The organism is Flagellimonas sp., from assembly GCF_965233845.1.
Classification (GTDB): Bacteria; Bacteroidota; Bacteroidia; order Flavobacteriales; family Flavobacteriaceae; genus Flagellimonas.
In genome coordinates this window covers 1,907,597-1,925,510 of sequence record NZ_OZ247584.1, presented here as the reverse complement: position 1 = coordinate 1,925,510, position 17,914 = coordinate 1,907,597, and the positions used below count along the sequence as shown (strand labels likewise).

General features: G+C 38.2%; 13 protein-coding genes. 10 read left to right on the top strand and 3 right to left on the bottom strand.

What is annotated here, in order from left to right; all coding sequences use genetic code 11:
• Window positions 1-41 precede the first annotated feature (41 nt).
• The gene (locus ACO6S0_RS08430; protein WP_422351541.1) at window positions 42-4,034 is read right to left on the bottom strand and encodes a hybrid sensor histidine kinase/response regulator transcription factor; all 3,993 of its coding nucleotides are present in this window, start codon (window positions 4,032-4,034) and stop codon (window positions 42-44) included.
• Window positions 4,035-4,477: 443 nt separating this feature from the next.
• Between ACO6S0_RS08430 and ACO6S0_RS08425 the strand changes: the two genes are divergently transcribed.
• The 3 genes from ACO6S0_RS08425 to ACO6S0_RS08415 all read left to right on the top strand — a co-directional run bounded on the left by ACO6S0_RS08425 (window position 4,478) and on the right by ACO6S0_RS08415 (window position 6,970).
• A complete protein-coding gene (locus ACO6S0_RS08425) occupies window positions 4,478-5,911 on the top strand; it encodes a PQQ-dependent sugar dehydrogenase (RefSeq protein ID WP_422351540.1) in 1,434 nt (477 codons plus the stop codon).
• 300 nt (window positions 5,912-6,211) lie between these two features.
• Window positions 6,212-6,403 carry a cold-shock protein gene (locus ACO6S0_RS08420; RefSeq protein ID WP_422351539.1) on the top strand — a complete coding sequence of 64 codons (192 nt, stop codon included), beginning with the start codon at window positions 6,212-6,214 and terminating at the stop codon, window positions 6,401-6,403.
• A 111-nt stretch (window positions 6,404-6,514) separates the two neighbouring features.
• The gene (locus ACO6S0_RS08415; protein WP_422351538.1) at window positions 6,515-6,970 is read left to right on the top strand and encodes a cold-shock protein; all 456 of its coding nucleotides are present in this window, start codon (window positions 6,515-6,517) and stop codon (window positions 6,968-6,970) included.
• A 143-nt stretch (window positions 6,971-7,113) separates the two neighbouring features.
• On the opposite strand, the gene ACO6S0_RS08410 is transcribed toward ACO6S0_RS08415, so the two are convergent.
• Both ACO6S0_RS08410 and ACO6S0_RS08405 read right to left on the bottom strand, forming a co-directional pair.
• Complete coding sequence (locus tag ACO6S0_RS08410) at window positions 7,114-7,812, bottom strand: LytR/AlgR family response regulator transcription factor (RefSeq protein WP_422351537.1); 699 nt, start codon at window positions 7,810-7,812, stop codon at window positions 7,114-7,116.
• A gap of 6 nt (window positions 7,813-7,818) precedes the next feature.
• Window positions 7,819-8,814: a sensor histidine kinase gene (locus ACO6S0_RS08405; protein ID WP_422351536.1), complete on the bottom strand. Its 996-nt coding sequence runs from the start codon at window positions 8,812-8,814 to the stop codon at window positions 7,819-7,821.
• A gap of 228 nt (window positions 8,815-9,042) precedes the next feature.
• Here ACO6S0_RS08405 and ACO6S0_RS08400 point away from each other — a divergent pair, with 228 nt between their 5' ends.
• From ACO6S0_RS08400 to ACO6S0_RS08370, 7 genes are all read left to right on the top strand, one after another.
• A complete protein-coding gene (locus tag ACO6S0_RS08400; RefSeq protein ID WP_422351535.1) occupies window positions 9,043-11,025 on the top strand; it encodes an alpha/beta hydrolase-fold protein in 1,983 nt (660 codons plus the stop codon).
• A 286-nt stretch (window positions 11,026-11,311) separates the two neighbouring features.
• Complete coding sequence (locus tag ACO6S0_RS08395) at window positions 11,312-12,112, top strand: helix-turn-helix domain-containing protein (RefSeq protein WP_422351534.1); 801 nt, start codon at window positions 11,312-11,314, stop codon at window positions 12,110-12,112.
• A gap of 86 nt (window positions 12,113-12,198) precedes the next feature.
• The gene (locus tag ACO6S0_RS08390) at window positions 12,199-13,266 is read left to right on the top strand and encodes a serine hydrolase domain-containing protein (RefSeq protein WP_422351533.1); all 1,068 of its coding nucleotides are present in this window, start codon (window positions 12,199-12,201) and stop codon (window positions 13,264-13,266) included.
• 668 nt (window positions 13,267-13,934) lie between these two features.
• Entirely contained in the window at window positions 13,935-14,237 is a 303-nt protein-coding gene (locus ACO6S0_RS08385) for a hypothetical protein (protein ID WP_422351532.1), read from the top strand.
• Between the two features lie 228 nt (window positions 14,238-14,465).
• Complete coding sequence (locus ACO6S0_RS08380) at window positions 14,466-16,418, top strand: AAA family ATPase (RefSeq protein ID WP_422351531.1); 1,953 nt, start codon at window positions 14,466-14,468, stop codon at window positions 16,416-16,418.
• 13 nt (window positions 16,419-16,431) lie between these two features.
• Window positions 16,432-16,617 (top strand): hypothetical protein, encoded by a 186-nt coding sequence (locus ACO6S0_RS08375; protein ID WP_422351530.1) that lies wholly within the window; start codon window positions 16,432-16,434, stop codon window positions 16,615-16,617.
• 317 nt (window positions 16,618-16,934) lie between these two features.
• Window positions 16,935-17,594, top strand: coding sequence for a DUF5675 family protein (locus tag ACO6S0_RS08370; protein ID WP_422351529.1), 660 nt, complete (start codon window positions 16,935-16,937; stop codon window positions 17,592-17,594).
• Window positions 17,595-17,914: the final 320 nt, after the last annotated feature.

The following is a 17,914-nucleotide window of genomic DNA, read 5'->3' as shown; positions in this document are numbered from 1 at the left end:
ATTGTCCAAAGTGGTGGAAAAAATGCCTCTCCGGGGTATTTTTATTTTTTGGGAAGGAAATGCGAAGGAGGGTTCCCAAACTCCTTCTTAAACGATTTGCTGAAATATCGGTTATCATTGTAACCTACTCTAAATGAGATTTCTTTCAAAGAATAATCGCCCTCTTTAATCAAATTCATGGCGGTGGATAGCTTGTGGAAGTTGATGTATTCAATGATGGATTTGCCGGTTATAGCCTGGATTTTTCGATATAATTGGGAGCGCCCAATGCCCAGTTCAGCACTAAGTCGGTCCACCGAAAAATTGGCGTCCTCCATGTTTTCATCAATTATGGAGTTGACCTTATCCAGATATCTATCCTGCCTGTCATATTCAGGTTCTGAATTGTTGGCAAGGTCTTTCTTAAGTTTTTTGAGCAACAGCTTTCTACCCTCCAGTAGATTTTTGATTTTAAGTTGTATTTCTGAAATATAGAATGGTTTTTGGATGTAGTCGTCCGCCCCAGTTGATAAGCCCGTAATTTTATTTTCCGCGCCTGTTTTTGCGGTCAAGAATAAAAAGGGAATATGGGCCGTTAACTCATTACTCTTTAGTTGATTCGCCAGTTGAATGCCATCGGTTTCCGGCATCATGATATCACTAATAATAATATCCGGTAAGGTGGCTATGGCCATTTGCAACCCTTCTTTACCATTTGTGGCCTCAAGAATCTGATATTGTTCTTTTAGTTCGTCCTTTATATATTTTCTAATGTCCTGATTGTCCTCAACAATTAATATCAGTGTTTTACTGGAATCAATATGGGAAAGGCCATTGGTAAGTATCGAATTTTCCGTTTCGTAATTCTTGTATCCCACTGGGATTTTTACCCTGAAATGACAGCCCTTTTCTGTACCATCCAATAGGTGTATGGAACCTTTATGGAGCTTTACCAGTTCTGCTGTAAGGGCCAGTCCAATTCCACTGCTATATCCAAATTCTGGGTTTTCATCCAATTGATAAAATCGCTCAAATACTTTATCCCGATACTCCAAGGGTATTCCAATTCCATTGTCGATGACGTTGATTTCCATGTCGCCCGAAGTCACTTTCCCTTCTGAATCAGTATTCACGTCAACCAATCTTATGGATAACTTAATCGTGCCTCCCTCAGGGGTGTATTTAAATGCATTGGAAAGAAGGTTGGTCGCTACTTTTTCAATGATATCGATATCAAAAAACAAGGTTCCAAAATCTGTTGGGTGCAAGTACTCGTAGTTGATTTTTTTCTCTTTGGACCAATAAGCAGAGGATACATTTATGTTGTTGAAAACGGAAAGATCCTTTTGAGGGGAAATATGAAGCTTTTGATTGTTTTCCAATTTTCTAAAATCAAGAATCTGATTCACAAGCTCCAAAAGACGGGTGCTGTTGCGGTACATCATCTCCAGAACATTGTTGTTCGGTTTTGTTTTTTCCCTGATGTATTTGTCCAGAGGAGATGCTATTAGTGTTAACGGGGTGCGCAATTCATGGGAGATGTTGGTGAAAAATTTCAATTTCATTTTTGCAACTTCTTCAAATTGCAAAACGCGCTGTTTTTCTATTTCAAATTTAGATCGGGTCCGTTCTCTTTTGATAATGAGCCATATCATAATACCAAAAAGGGATAGAAGGAGGATGGATCCCAGCACCCGTACCCATAACAATTCCCAAAACGGAGGTTTTATTAAGACGTCAATTTTGGTGGTGCTGTCACTCCAAATACCATCTTCATTGCTTGCTTTGACCAAAAACGAATAGCTGCCGGATGGAATATTCGTGTAGGTGGCCTTTTGATTCGTATGGGCTTGGGTCCAATCCTCGTCATAACCATCTAATTTATAGGCAAACTTACAGCGCCCATTGTTGTTGTAGTTGATGACCTGAAATTCAAATTCGAATTTCCTATCATCATAGTTCAATTCGATTCTTTCCTCCACCTCAATATTTTTGGTGATGTATTTGCTATGGGGTTTGACCAGCTCATTGTTTACCCACAGTTTTGAGATATATAGTGGAGATTCCACACTACTGGCCTTCACTTTTTCAGGGTCGAATATCATTGTGCCTTTATTGGTGGAGAAAATGAGCTCTCCAGAATCCAATGCCAAACTTGAAGACAATATTTTATGGGAAAGAAGTCCGTCCTGTTCGTTTAAGATGCGGACTTCGTTGTTGGCTTCGTTGTATTTGACCAAGCCATTTAGCGTGCCGACCCAAAAATTTCCTTGAGAATCCTGTTCAATTGAATTGATGATTTTATCCTTGATCAGTGGATTTTCAATTTGCGTGAAGGTGTTGGCGGTATGATCCAATTTGCATAACCCGGCACTCGTTCCAATCCAAAGGGTATTTTTGTTGTCCTCAAAGATTTCATTGACAAAATTGTTGCTGACGGTAGATTTGTCACCAATTTTGTGCCTATAGTGAACAAACTCATTCCTGTCTGGATTGTATTTTTTCAATCCATCTCCCTGTGTCCCTATCCAGATGTCCCCCTTTGAATCTTCAAATATGATCGAAGCATGATGAAAATAGCCAATCCCACTGGGAATGTTTGGGTCACATTCAAAATGGATCATCTTGTCGGAATCGGGAAGGTAGTGGGTAACCCCCAAAATTTCCCCGACCCATAACTCACCTTTGTTTGATAATAAGGCAGCACTGGGCATCGACTTTCTTGGTTTTTGTTGGACCAAGTCACCCATAGGGGAGAACTGATAATAGTTTTTGGGGTCGACAACCCATACATTTTGATTTTGATTGGTTGCAACAATGGGCCTACCACTGAATTTTGTTTGCAATCTTTTCAGTTCCCCATTTTCCGAATTGAAGATGAAAATGTTATCGCCTTGGGTGAACCAATAATTTATACTGGTTTTGGCTACGGAAGCTTGTGTGACTTCTTTTGCGAACGGTTTAAAAGCAGTGGTTTTTTTCTCGATAAGGAAAAAATTCCCCGAAGCATCCAAAACCCAGGTTACGTTCTTATTTTTTTTATGGTAAATGTTGTTCAGGGCAAAATCTCCCTCGGGATAAAACAAATTGCCCAAGTCCAAGGTTTGGAGCACATCAAAATTGGGGTCGGTAATATGGACGCGGTCACCACTGGTAAACCAGCATATCCCATTATTCTCCTTTTTGACTCTGCTTAACCAGTTGTTGGATAGGTTGATTCGGGAGAAATTGTTTTCAGCTTCATAAATGGAACCCCCATTATATGTGGTAATTAGTTTGCCATTAAAGAAGGCCAACTCAAAGTGATTTTGGGATTCTTTTGGGGTGTCATTGAAAATACGTCTAACCTTTTGGGTGTCTTTATTAAAAATGTTCAGCCCTTTCCATGTACCTACAAAAAGATTCCCTTCCGTGTCCTCCTCTAGGGCCAGTACATTGTTGTGGCTTATGGTCAAGGAGTCCGTTGCGCTATACTGATAGGATTTGAAAGTGTTTGTTGAGCGATCCATAAGGTTAAGGCCACCACCATCTGTCCCAACATAAAAATCATTGTCCCTAGTTTCATAGATGACCTTTATTTCATTGAAACTTAGGCTTTTTGGGTTTTGCTCATTGTGTATAAACCGCTGAAAACAATCACAGTTACGATCGTATTTTAACAGCCCGCCGCCGTAGGTGCCTATCCACAGCGTTTTTTGCTGGTCTTCGTACAGATATGAAATATGGTTATCCGTGATACTCGTATGGTCATTTTCGTTTTTTATGTAGTTTTTATACGTACTCCCATCATAGCGCCATAAGCCGTTGGTTGAACTTATCCATACGAAACCATAAGAGTCTTCCAAGATTGCATTTGTAGAAGTCTCAATGGGTAATTTAAAGTGGGTGACTTCAAAATCCCCCACAAACTTTTGGGCAGAAACAGAACCAAGACATAAGAACAGAAAAAACGGGATACATATCTTGAGGTTCTTGTTCGAAAGAAGTTCAAAAACTGCTTTTTTGAAGTGGTCTCCAATCAGGAATTTGTCCAGAAAGTATGCGAAAAAGTTCATTTAAAAGGTTGTTGATCCCATTCGGGCGCCATAGCATAGAAAGCGTTTGGGCTTTAAGCTATCGACCGGTTAAAATACCAATTTATAAAGAAACCAGGCTCATGTTTAAGGTTGGGGTTGGTTCACTCAAGCGTTATTGCGTTTATAATGTGAATGGCTATTTTATACTGAAATTTCACAAGCACTTTACCGTAATCTGCTAGTAATAAGCACTTTTTGGTGTATCATCCCAATACTTTATTGTCATTAACGACGTTACATATAATGTAACGTTAATGCGCTAATTACTAGGACACTATAAATTAGCCCTGTCTTTGGTAATTCAAGCTATAAATTTTCATATCACCCCATTTAAATGGATAATTATGGCCTCAATCACCTCGAATCGCTTTTCTGACCTAACTTTCAAATTAAAGTTCCTTTACAAATGCTTCACAACATCAATGACATTGCTGTTTTTGCTTTTTTTGTCCATGTTGTTGAGCTGTAACAACTCACTGGAACCTGTATTGCCCGAAGAAGAAAATAACGATTCGGACAATGAAGCAATTGAGGGGGATACAGCCCTTATTTACCGAAATCAATGTGGTGGATGCCACGGACAAGACCTAGGCTCATTTGTGGAACGCGATTGGACCTATGGCAATGCGGTGGAAGATGTCATGGAATCCATAGCTGATGGATATGAAGACAATGGCATGCCAGCTTATGGATCTGCTCTAAGTGCGCAACAAATTGAGGATTTATCCAACTATATCCTTACAGAGATTGACGGAAAAACCAAAGCAATGTTGGAGGAAGAAAACCCCGATTTATCGGGCGTGATCACTTCCGATGACCTAACTTTTCGGTTGGAGACCCTAACGGACGAGATTCCCGGTATTCCTTGGGGTATAGAGCAATTGCCCAATGGTGAAATATTGGTGACCGAACGCGGGGGAGGACTGTATTTGGTAACTAATGATAAGCAATTGATAGAAATTAGTGGTGCCCCTTCTGTTGCTTCGCAAGGGCAGGGTGGATTGTTGGATGTGATTATACACCCTGATTTTGAAAGTAATGCCTTAGTGTATCTGTCCTATTCGCGCATTAACCCATCTAATGTCTCCGAGCGGACCACCGCCGTGGCAAGAGGTAGGTTGGAGGGCAACAACTTGGTTGATGTGGAAAACATATTTACGGCACTTCCGTATATCAATAGTTCCCATCATTATGGATCAAGATTGGTATTTGATAACAACGGTTACCTATATGTTTCCGTTGGCGATCGTGGAAATAGGGACGCTTACCCCCAAGAATTGGACAATGCCCACGGGAAAATACACCGCATCCATGACGATGGTCAAATCCCAACGGACAACCCTTTTTATAATACCTCCGGAGCGATCACTTCAATATTTACCTACGGAACGCGCAATCCCCAGGGGATGACCCTGCATCCGGAGACAGGAGCGCTTTGGGAGGGCGAGCATGGACCCCAGGGTGGTGATGAGATCAATATTTTGGAAGCGGGTGAAAACAATGGTTGGCCGGTTATTTCATATGGCATAAATTACGACGGAACCACATTCACTGACCTTACCGAGCTAGCGGGTATGGAACAACCCGTATACTACTGGACTCCATCCATTGCTCCCTGTGGAATGACATTTGTGTCCAGCGAGTTTTATGGAAACTGGAAAAATGATCTGTTCGTTAGCTCGCTCAAATTTGAATATCTCCATCGTTTGCAAATGAATGGCAACGAGGTGGTAGGCCATGAACAACTGTTGGAAGGTATAGGTAGGGTGCGAGATGTACAAATGGGAACAGACGGCTATCTGTACGTAGCGGTAGAGGGCCCTGGTAGACTTATACGTCTGGTACCGGAGCAGTAATTATTTTAACTATTGTGATCATCTAGTTCCATTAACAATAATGTATTCTTGATTAAATAAGAAGAAATGAATTAGGCCAAATGGAAAAGACAAAACGATTGTTTTGGTTTTTAGTTATCGAATTTGTCTTGGACAAGACCTAAATAAGCTGAAAACGGTTGTAAAAAAGTATGCGATTCATCAAGAATTCTGAGGCATCCAGTTGTATTGTAGCATTAAATCCAAGTAAGAATTTGAGATAAATTACTGTTTACTGGGTAATTAGCCCCACCTTTGTACCTTAATTTTTAAATAATAGTAATGAGTAACGGAACAGTAAAGTTCTTCAACGACACCAAAGGTTTTGGTTTCATTAACGAAGAAGGTGCAGACAAAGAGCACTTTGTACATGTTTCTGGGTTAATCGACGAAATTCGCGAAGGTGACCAAGTTGAGTTTGATTTAGAGCAAGGAAGAAAAGGATTGAATGCAGTAAACGTAAAGGTCATCTAAATTCATAAAATCTAAAGTTTTAAAGCCCATCTGTAATAGATGGGCTTTTTTATTTCAAAAAAATGCGTCTTTAATAATTAAAACGATTAAATTAAAGGAATAAACCTATACATGGCAAAATCTCAACAAACATTCAGTAAACGGGAAAAAGAAAAGAAACGGCAAAAAAAACGCGAGGAAAAACAAAAGAGGAAGGAAGCTCGTAAAACCGAATCCAAAGAAGGAGAAGGAGGGATTCCGTTTGCTTATGTGGATCAATATGGCAATCTTACCGATACACCAACTGAGCCTTCTGAAAAAGAGGAAATCAATGCAGAAGATATTGTACTGGGTATTCCGCAAAAAGAGGAATCGGAAGAAGAATTTGATTCAGTTCGTAAAGGTAAAGTTGCTTTTTTTGATGATTCCAAGGGTTTTGGATTCATAATGGACGTTGAAACCCAAGAAAAACATTTTGTGCACGTGTCTGGTTTAATAGATGAGATTAAAGAAAACGACAAGGTCACCTTTGAATTGGAAAAAGGACTAAAAGGAATGAATGCGGTACGTGTTAGTTTGCAATCCTAGGCTATGGCCGATTTTCGCTTACACCAGTCAGCTTTAAGTAAGCAGAGTTTTATAAATAGCAATATTTAAACTTGTTGTCCAATTTAGAGGATGCGTAATCTCCAATCTACCGCCAAGTAACTTTACGATAAGGAACCTGCTCATCATACGTTTTTGTTCAAAACTTCCAATTTTTTAAAAACAACGATCTTGTACATTGCACTTACGGGAACTTTATGATCTTCAATTAGTACATAGCTCCGTGTTGCCTTGGTAACTCTACCCAAATTGGCGATGTACGATTTATGCGTACGTTGGAAATTGTCAGATAATAGGGTAGTGATATTGATCAGTGTTTCAGAAATCAGGTACATTCTTGAATCGGTAAAGATTTTTAAATAGTTTCCAAAACTCTGGATGTACAGAATGGATTTAAATGAAATGTTCACGGGCACTCCGTCATGTTTTATTTGAAGTTCTTCCGTGGAGTTGTTCTTTTTAAACTCCTTTAGCTTTGAAGACTCTATCTTATGTATTGCCTTTAAAAACCGTTCAATTTTTATGGGTTTTAATAAATAATCCACCACCCCATAATTATAACTTTCCAATGCATACTCCGAATAAGCAGTGGTCAATATGACTTTAGGCGGATTTATCATTGAACGCAAGATCTCCATGCCGTTAAGTTCTGGCATCTCAATATCAAGAAAGATAAGGTCCACCTCGTTTTGCTGTAGGAAATTGATAAACTCCAATGGATTACCAGTACTTAATACCAGTTGGAAGTTGTTGATTTTGGAACAATACTCTTCCAACACCTTACGGGCAAGTACTTCGTCATCTATGATACCAATTTTTATCATTCGTTGCTACTGGGCGTTTTTTAGTTGAATGGATAAATTTACATGATATGCTTTTTCCACATCCCTAATTTCCAAACTATGGGAGTTGGGATATAACAGCTTTAAACGCCTCTTGACATTTTCCAATCCTAGACCTTTTCTTTTAGTCGCGACCTGCATTTTCGGCTTGGAATTCGTGATTTGAAAATAAAGCGTATTCGTTTTGATTAAGGCAGAAACTGCAATCATACTTTGCTCATTCGTGCTCTGGGCGCCATGTTTAATAGCATTTTCCACAAAAGGGATGAGCAACATCGGCGCCATCTTCAACCCCAATACATCCCCATCAATAGAAAACTCAATAGTACAGCGTTTACTCAATCTTTTTTCTTCAAGCAGTAAATAGTTCTCTATAAATTCTAGTTCTTCCTTTAGTAGCACGGTGTCTTTTTTAGCACTTTCCAATTGATATCGCATTAATTCTGAAAGCTGCATGACCACCTCAGGAGTTTCTGTGGATTGCTGCCTTGAAAGGGCGTAAATGCTATTCAAGGAATTAAACAAAAAATGTGGGTTCACCTGTTCCTTTAAATAAGTGAGTTCCATGTCTTTTTGTAAATTTTCCTTTTCTTCCTTTTGTCTTTGCATGAGCACACTTCTCCTTAAAAAGAAAGCCGCCATACCAGTACCTGTAGTATAAATAAGAAAAGAAGACATTTTAGTAATACCAATCCAATTAAATTTCGGATATATTTTTAGACTGACTCCAAGAAATATGGCTCCAATAAGCAGGAGTCCATATAAAAGATATTTTTTCTTATCAAAAAAATAGGGGATAAGAATAAAATGATTGATCCATATAACGGTCATAATACTAATGGTAAAACCAAGCCCCCATAAATAAAAGGAATAAAGCGAGTCATGTTTATCTACGAGCATCCATCCACCTAATAGCTCAAGGATGAGCACCAATACAAAGGCACCGATGTTAATAAGTAGGGTATTCCGCAAAGACTTTTTCATTAGTATCCTTTTGGCAGACATTTAATTACGGAATAAAGATACTCCCTTGAAACCCAAGCTTTCATAAATTCTGTATAAATGCTGCATATCAATGATGAAATGATTTCATCATTTAATTGATCCGTTGACACAATTCTTAAGAACAAAGATGGGCTAAAACTTAATTTTAAAGGCGATTTAGCTGTTTGCTAAAGGTTAGTTTACATCATCAACAAAATGAATAAGAACATGAAAGTCATTAGATTATTTGCGCTTACAGTAATAATACTTGTAAATTCTGCCACTGCCCAGCAGAATGGCGGAAAAACTACTAAACCAAAAAACAGTACTTCCTTCGTATCATCACAGATACAGGTTGTCCTCATAAAAGATACCAACTCAGAAAAGAACTACGAACTTTATATAGAAGTGCCCGAAGACTATGCCGAGAATACCTCTAAAACATATCCTGTTCTTTATTATACAGATGCCATTTGGCATCTTGAAATGTTATCAGGAGCCACAGAGTATTTGTTGGAGGATGTTATTCTGGTAGGTATTTCTTGGCAGAAGGACGCCGCAGCAGATTTAAGGAAACAATATGGTGCGCACGTTAGCCGATTTGCAGATTATTCTTTTTGGGAAACCACGAACGCCAATCACCCCAAACTAAAATTTGGCCAAGCCGAAAGCCATTTGAAATTTATACAGAACGATGTAATCAAGTATGTGGATAAAAACTACCGCACCGATCCCAACAGCCGTAGTTACTTTGGTTATTCGCTTGGCGGAGGATTCGGGGCGTATATTCTGCTCACACAGCCCGATACCTTTGACAACTATATTCTTGGCAGTCCATTGAGCAAAAGCACCATGCCCCATCTAGCTACAATCAACGCTAAACTGGTAGCAGCTGAAGCCGATAAAAGCGAAAAATCACATGCCAATGTATTTATTGCCCACGGTACTTTAGAAGATGAAAGAGAAGTGACTACGGAGGAATTTAAGGCCTTATTGGATGAACGAAAGCAATTGGTGGTAGAATTTGATAATAGAACCATTAAAGGGGATCACCAAACCGCGTTTCCTAGGATTGCCGTGGAAAGTGTCGCTTGGTTGGCATCGGCAATGTCCCATATTGCGGAGGACAACTATGAGGTCTCTTTTTGGGATATGCCCCAGCTTAACAATCCCTTTGTGAGCACAGCTCCTGAAGACAGAAATGATGGTATAGCTGTGGGCGAATTAGCATTAACTGCTGAGAAAAAGAACGCCATACTAAAGGTCGCCCAAGAAATTTTCAACGACAATTATGGCGACTACGATGCCTTACTTATTTCGCACAAAGACCAACTTGTTTTTGAATCCTATTATAAAAAAGGACGTATTAATTTGGCGCACGGACAAGCTTCTGCCGTAAAAGGATATACGAGCTTGATTTTGGGAAGAGCGATACAACTTGGGTATCTGACCATGGAAGACCTAGACAAACCTTTGGTTCATTTCTTGAAAGATCTAGATTCTACTAAATTTATAAAGGGAGCGGAGAAAATCACCCTTCATAAAGCTTTGACCATGCATGGGGGATTGACCATTGATGAAGAAGCATGGGAAGAAGTCGAAAATGATACGATAAAACTAAAAGGGCAGGGATTGGTGCAGACACTTCTGGAACATAGTGCCCCAATTACCGATGAAACGCAAACCTATTTATACGGCAATTTTAACCCCATGATGGTGATGACCGTTATTGATGCGGTGGTACCGGGTACTGCGGAGGATTTCATCAAAAATGAATTTCTGGACAAACTCGGTATTACCAATTACGAATGGTCCAATCATGTCAGTGGTTTACCGCAGGCGGGATGGCAAGCCCAAATTATGCCCCGTGACATGCTCAAGTTTGGATATTTAGTGCAACACAAAGGGAAATTAAATGGGGAACAGTTTATTTCTGAAGCATATTTGAAAAAAGCCACCAGCGATGTTGTAGACCCTGCACTAGATTGGATGCCCAAAAATTACCGCTACGGTTACTTCTGGTACTATACTCCGGTACAGGTAGGAAACAAAAGTTATGATATGACCTTGGCCTGGGGCGGGGGTGGACAACGTGTTATGGTCGTGGAAGAACTGGATTTGACCATGGTCATCTCAGGTTTTGATAGAGATGATGACAAAATTATGCAGCCCATTTTTGAAACCATTGTACCTGCATTTGCCAAAGAGTGAACTGTACTTTCTAGATACATAATCCAAAATGATGCCAACGACCCTAGACCTGTTCTGGGGTCTTTTTTTTAGTAGAATTCCCAAGGCGTTAAAGTTTGTAAAGTGAAGAAGGCACGTAGGGGAGATGAAGGGGATTTAAAGGGCAAATAGGCCATAATGCAATGGAAAGAGTCCTATATTTACTTGGAAACCACCGAAATATTAGGTGATTAAAGGATAGAAAGTAAGATATTGTCACTACGGAAATAAAATCAAGTCTTTATAGGAGTAACGCTAAACACTCAGCATGAAAATATTGGCCAAAGGCAATTATTATGGTAGCAAAGATTTAGAGGTTTCATACAATGGGATTCTACTCTCCCAATACAATTATAATACGGACAAGCGTACAGATTGGCACTATCATGAAAATCCTTATTTCATGTATGTACTGCATGGTAACATGATGGATACCAATAAAAAAGTAAACTCCCTGTGTCCTGCCGGAAGCCTAATGTTCAATAATTGGCAAGAGGCCCACTATGGCTCCAAGCATTCTACTGAAGCCGGTGGTTTTCATCTGGAGTTTGAACGAAAATGGCTCAAGGAAAATGGAATAGGAATACATTTATTGGAAGGCAGTCAGCGTATTGAAAATCCAAAACTGCATTTACTTTTTGCAAAACTGTACCATGAATTTTTAATTACAGATGCTTATAGTGATTTGTCTGTGGAAGTTTTGGTCCTTCAAATCTGTGAATCGTTATCGGATTTAAAGGAAATTAATGCTAAGACCAGCCCGCACTGGGTAGAAGATTTAAAAGAATTGCTACACTATGATACGTCCAATCTTAGCCTTGAATATTTATCAAATGAGCTTAGCATTCATCCCGTGCATATCTCACGAGCTGCTTCAAAATACCTTTCCATGAGCCTGGGCGAATATATTAGGCTGCATAAAATCAAAAAAGCCATGCCATTGCTTCTAGATTCAAACAATTCATTGACAGAAATAGCACACCAAACAGGTTTTTCCGACCAGAGTCATTTTAACCGCGTATTTAAGGCCTTCTTCAATACGAGTCCAAGCGCATATCGAAAAAAATGAACCAAAATTTACAATGTTAATTTCATTCTATTATGGAAGTATCGCATGCGCTATGTTTGATGATTCATTAATTAAAAAATGCGATAATGAAATATACACTAGTAACCGTAGTTTCCCTTTTATGCGTTATTCACGGTAACGCACAACTCAATTTCTCCAACACCAATAGCACCCTGTTCCATGAAATGGATAGTACGGTCGCTTCCGGTAAGTTTGAACGTATTACCAGCATATTGGTAGCCAAAGATGGCAATGTCATATTTGAAAACTATTACAACGATCATCATGTCAATTCCAAGCATAACACGCGTTCTGTCACCAAAACCATGGCCACTTTATTAACTGGCATCGCCATAGATAAAGGGCATATCACTTCAGAAACCGATAAGATTTTCGATTATTTGCAACACAAACTACCCGCACAAAACCCAGACAAACGCAAAGAAGCAATCACTATTGAAGACCTCTTGACCATGAGTTCCATTGTGGAATGTAATGATAGCAATCGCTTCTCCAGGGGCAATGAAGAACGCATGTACATCATAGAAGATTGGGCTAAATTTTATTTGGACCTTCCAGTGTATTCGTATCCTTGGGGGCCAAAGCCCAAAGACCGACCTTATGAACGTGCCTTTAGCTATTGTAGCGCTGGATCTGCTTTGGTTGCCGAGATTTTGCAAAGTGCCCTAAAAAGTAATTTGGCTGATTTTGCAGTGGAAAACCTTTTAAAACCATTGGATATTACCGATTATAACTTGCACTACACCCCATTGGGCGTATTAAATACTGCTGGGGGCAGCGAATACAGGAGCCGGGATTTGTTGAAATTGGCCCAACTATGCCTAAACAAAGGCCAATGGAATGGGAAGCAACTGATTTCATCGGCTTGGATGGAAAAAGCAACAACTACCAAACTTGAAGCCTATGATGCTGAATATGGATACCTATTTTGGATAAAAAACTTTGGTAAGGACAAAAAATACAAATCCTACTTTATGTCCGGGAATGGCGGAAACAGGGTTTTGGTTAACCCAGAATTGGGATTGACCGTGGTTATAACAACCACAAACTACGGGAATAGAAATGCGCATGATTATTCAGATGAAATCCTAAATGCGTTTATAGTTCCTGCAATTGAAACCCTAACGGAATAAAAGGACATACCATTTTGCCGAACCCGCAAACGAATCCTTCGAAGTTCGCAGCGCGAAGAAGGGGAGTGGGGAGGTAAAAGCCTGCTTGCGTGCCAAAGGCACATAAACCGGTAGGCAGGTGTATGGAATGCATAGCTGGAATGAAAACATGCCGCGTAGCCGACCGCTGGGCAATGTTTCATGACCCTGTTGAGAATTCGCTACAGGACGCAGACACAAGGGATATTTTACATAATAGAATTATAGCTATCGAATGCCAACCGCTAAAAACAATTCAAAGGCATTTGTACTATAATGTTCTTGCGTTATGTTTCTTTGCTTTGGAAAAGCAAAGCTTACTCCTCAAAACCTCATAAAAGTTCTTCTAAATTATTCTTTTAAAAGGTAATGGAATACTGTTTTGCCGAACCGTAAACGAATCCTTCGAAGCTTGAAAAGCGAAGTAGGAGAGTGGGGGAGGTGAAAGTGTATGGAATGGATAAGAAGTGCTACTGTTTATGATAAACATTTGTATATTTATTGCGTCTACACAGTTTTAGGAAAATTCTAAAACAATTATTTATCGATAAGGAGTCGCTTACAAGTCCAGCGGCCGCGAAAGTACCGCTTCCAGTCCTAGACTGTGTAGACAGGGCTGACGGGGTGGCTCCGCTTTTAAAATTTTCTTTATGTCTACAAGAAAAAACAAAAACCATGAAGAATGGTACCAACAATTACAAAAGGAACTCTCCCTAGCAAATTCAAAACAGAAGAAGGCAATTCTTGAAATCATTGCCACAATTGATGACTATTTCGATGTAAATTCTTTGGAAGGCCATATAGATGGTTTGCATGGCATGCTATCAGGCAGTATCGAAAACGAAGTCTTGGGTTTATCCAAAAGGCAAATTTTCGATTGTGTATCTCAAACAGGTGTTCATGTGAATTTTTTATTGAGATTGTCTTCTAGACTTTCTGTACTCAAAGCCTGACATATCACTATTAAAACAATCAAAAGTCCTTCTAATTTATCTTGGAAGGACTTTTTGTTTGAATTCAAAAATTATTTCTTTTGATTTAAAATTGCGGAAAAACCCCAGAATTTCTAAGGTTTTTATATAGTGTGTTTTGAACCCCAATCTCTATATTTAAGAACTCCAAAGAATTGACTTCCTACGTTTATCTCCCCCAAAAAAAATAGTAGTCAGAAAATAAGTCAAATGAAATTAAAAGAAGTAACCGTACATAAATACAAGAGCTTTGAATCTAATCAAACATTCAAGGTCGAGGATGACATAACAATTTTGGTAGGGATGAACGAATCTGGAAAGACTTCTGTTTTGGAATCCATAGCTAAAACCAACTATTTTCAAAATGACAAGAAGTTCAAATTTAATAAGACCCACGACTATCCAAGAAGGGAAAAAAAGAAAATGGATAAAAGTGGTGTAATGCCAAATGCTGTAAACTGTATTTATTCAATCGATAATGAACTATCCAAGAAGATTGATTTAGAAGTAGGAGAAGGGGTTTTTACAATAAAGGAAGTATCGCTGACTACTGATTATAAAAACACCGATTATTGGAATAATATGAAAGCCAACAACTCTGTGTTTATTGAGAATAAAACAAAAGAGTTAGGAATTGGTAGTAAGACCTTAAACGACAAGTTGATTAAAGTAAAAAATACCAAAGATTTGGATGCTATCATTAATGAATATAAAGATGATGGAATTAAATCTGGATTAGAAAAATTAAAACCATATGTGAGTAATAAATGGGAATGGAATAATCCAATAGCGGAATATATCGCTAGGATAATAATAAAACCTGCACTCCCTAAATTCCTTTATTACGACGAGTACTATGCTTTACCGTCAAGAATTGTCATAGAAAAACTTGAAAAAGAAGAAATTGAAGAGGAAGAATTTAAAACGGCAAAAGCACTTTTGGAATTAGCTGATTTAAACGCACAAGATATTTTAGACGCAACCTCTTTCGAAGACTATGTAGCGGAATTAGAAGCTACGGAAGCAATAATTAGTGATGAACTATTTAAATATTGGTCGACGAATAATAACTTGGGAATTGAATTCAAAATTGAAGCTAAAGAAGAAACGGAAAAACGAACCATTATTAATCGTAATCAACAAGAGGAAATCCTAGATGTAAAAATAGTCGAGCACATTCTTGATATTAGGGTGAAAAATCAAAGAACTAGGGTTTCCTTACCTCTCAAGAATCGGAGCAGGGGATTTAATTGGTTCTTTTCATTCTTGGTATGGTTTAAGAAAATCCAAGAAGATAAGGATTCACAATACATATTACTCCTGGATGAACCAGGTTTAAACTTACATGCGTCTGCTCAAAGTGATATGTTGAAGTTTATTGAAGACCTATCTGAAAATTATCAAATTATCTATACAACTCACTCTCCATTCTCAATACCTTCAGATAAACTGGAAAGAATTAGGACGGTGCTTGAAACCGAAAATGGGTCCGTAATATCAGATAGCATCCAGGAGAAAGACCCTAATACGCTTTTTCCATTGCAAGCAGCACTAGGATATGATATTGCTCAAAACTTATTCATTAGTAAGAAGAATTTACTCGTTGAGGGAGTTTCAGATTTAATCATTCTTACCGCAATATCTGGAATTCTAGAAAAAGAAGGCAGAGAACACTTAAAAAGCAACATAACTGTAGTTCCTACTGGGGGCTTAGATAAGGTAGCGACATTTATATCGCTATTACGAGGTTCTAAACTAGAAATAGCCTGTCTTTTAGATTCTTATACAGATCCAAAAGGAAAAGCGAAATTGGATAAGATGATTGCTTTGAAAATTATTCATAAAAGTAAAATTAGATTTTTCAATGAGTTCTTAGAAGGTTATAAGCAGGCTGATTTGGAAGATTTATTTTTCAAACAAGACTATTTAAATCTTTTTAATTCTGCTTTTTCAGAACATAAGGATATCAAAGTTTCAGATTTAGATGGCGCCCTCCCTACAATTATTATGCAAATAAATAAGCAAATAGGGAAGGATAGGTTTAATCATTATCGCCCTGCAAATGAACTTTTAAAACTTGGTGTCAAAAAAGAATTTTTCTCGTCTGATACTTTAGACAATTTTGAAAAAGTATTTGTTGAAATAAATAAACTTTATGATTAAGATTTAGCTGTCAATGATGTACAATTATAAAATAGTGGATAACTCTCTTAATGGAGCTTCAATACAAGAAGGTAGGACAACTCTTGAAGGTGTAAAGGAATTTGTGCCTTTAGAAATATATGAAATGCTGCTTAAAGAAGGGACCATTTCTGTTAAGGAACAAAGTGGTCACATGACTTATGAAATATCTAAAGTTTAGTTATTGGTTTTTATGTAGTTAAGAGTAATTCAGAGGCTTATGAGGGAAGAAAATGCGGGCCGGCAGGGGAGTGAATTTGTGGGTAACACAAAGAGCCATTGCCCTGGGCTTTGTGTTTAAATGCGTAGCATTTTAGCGGTGAAGCCGCAGAACACAAAGAGAGAAGTGAAGCATATTTTCTTCTTGCCACGCCGTCGGCAAGCCTTTGGCGGCCGATGGATTTTTTGTTTCTTTTTTACGTGCCTTCGCAAAGCTTCGGCGACGCAAGGTCAAGAAAAAAGAAAATAGAAGTAAAAACTTAAAATTAAAAAATTTATATGAACTGGGTACTGAAAATTAAAAGAACCTCTTATAATACTAATTCTGTGACAGGAGAGCTTTTTATTAAGAATATGTTCATATGTCACACTTTGGAACTTCCATGGCAACAAAATAGAAGTTACATAAGTTCAATTCCATCGGGAATATACGATGCTTTTTTGCGATATGATAAAAATGACAAATGGCGATTACAACTTAAAAATGTTCCAAACAGAACAGGGATTCAAATTCACATAGGGAATTATCCATCCCAAATTCAAGGATGCGTTTTAGTTGGAGAAAAAGTTTATAACGCTAAGAATAGTTTGGCAAATAGTGCCCAGGCCTATAACAAAATTAAAAGAGCTTTTTATGGTACTGATAGTCCAAACTCCACACCAGACGTTAAAATAAAAGTCCAAATTGAATACAACCATGGTAGAACAAAGTTCATAAGTGAGAGAGGTAGTATTTGGGAGCATCAAGATGGGGAAAATTGGTTAGATACCTATACACCACATAAGTATACTGAATATGATAGAGACCTCAAACATATTTATTTGCTGTCAATCGACAAGGATATGCATCAGAGGTTTCCTTTGTTTGGAGGCGTCAAGGAATATAAGTATTTCGATGGTCCATGGGAAAAAGGAGGTAAATTTCGAAGGGAGAATTAACTATATTGGTCAATTTAATCATCTATCCTAGGCATTATTCAGTACAAAATTAAGTTTAGCAAGTGCTAAGAATTTTGCTCGTAGAGAAAATTTTAGCTTTTGCGACAAGCTGACGAAAAGTTCCTGAAATTTTTCTTTTCCAAATTTTCAAATAAACCAGAGGTTTCAATAAGAACGAAAAGCTGAGCTTTTAATGGCGCTGGCCAAGTGGCTGAGACATGCGAAGCATTGATGAATACCGATTTAAAAAATAGATATGGCATGAATAATTGCGTATAAAAATAAATGAAAGGGCATTTACTTTTTATGAAAGCAATGTG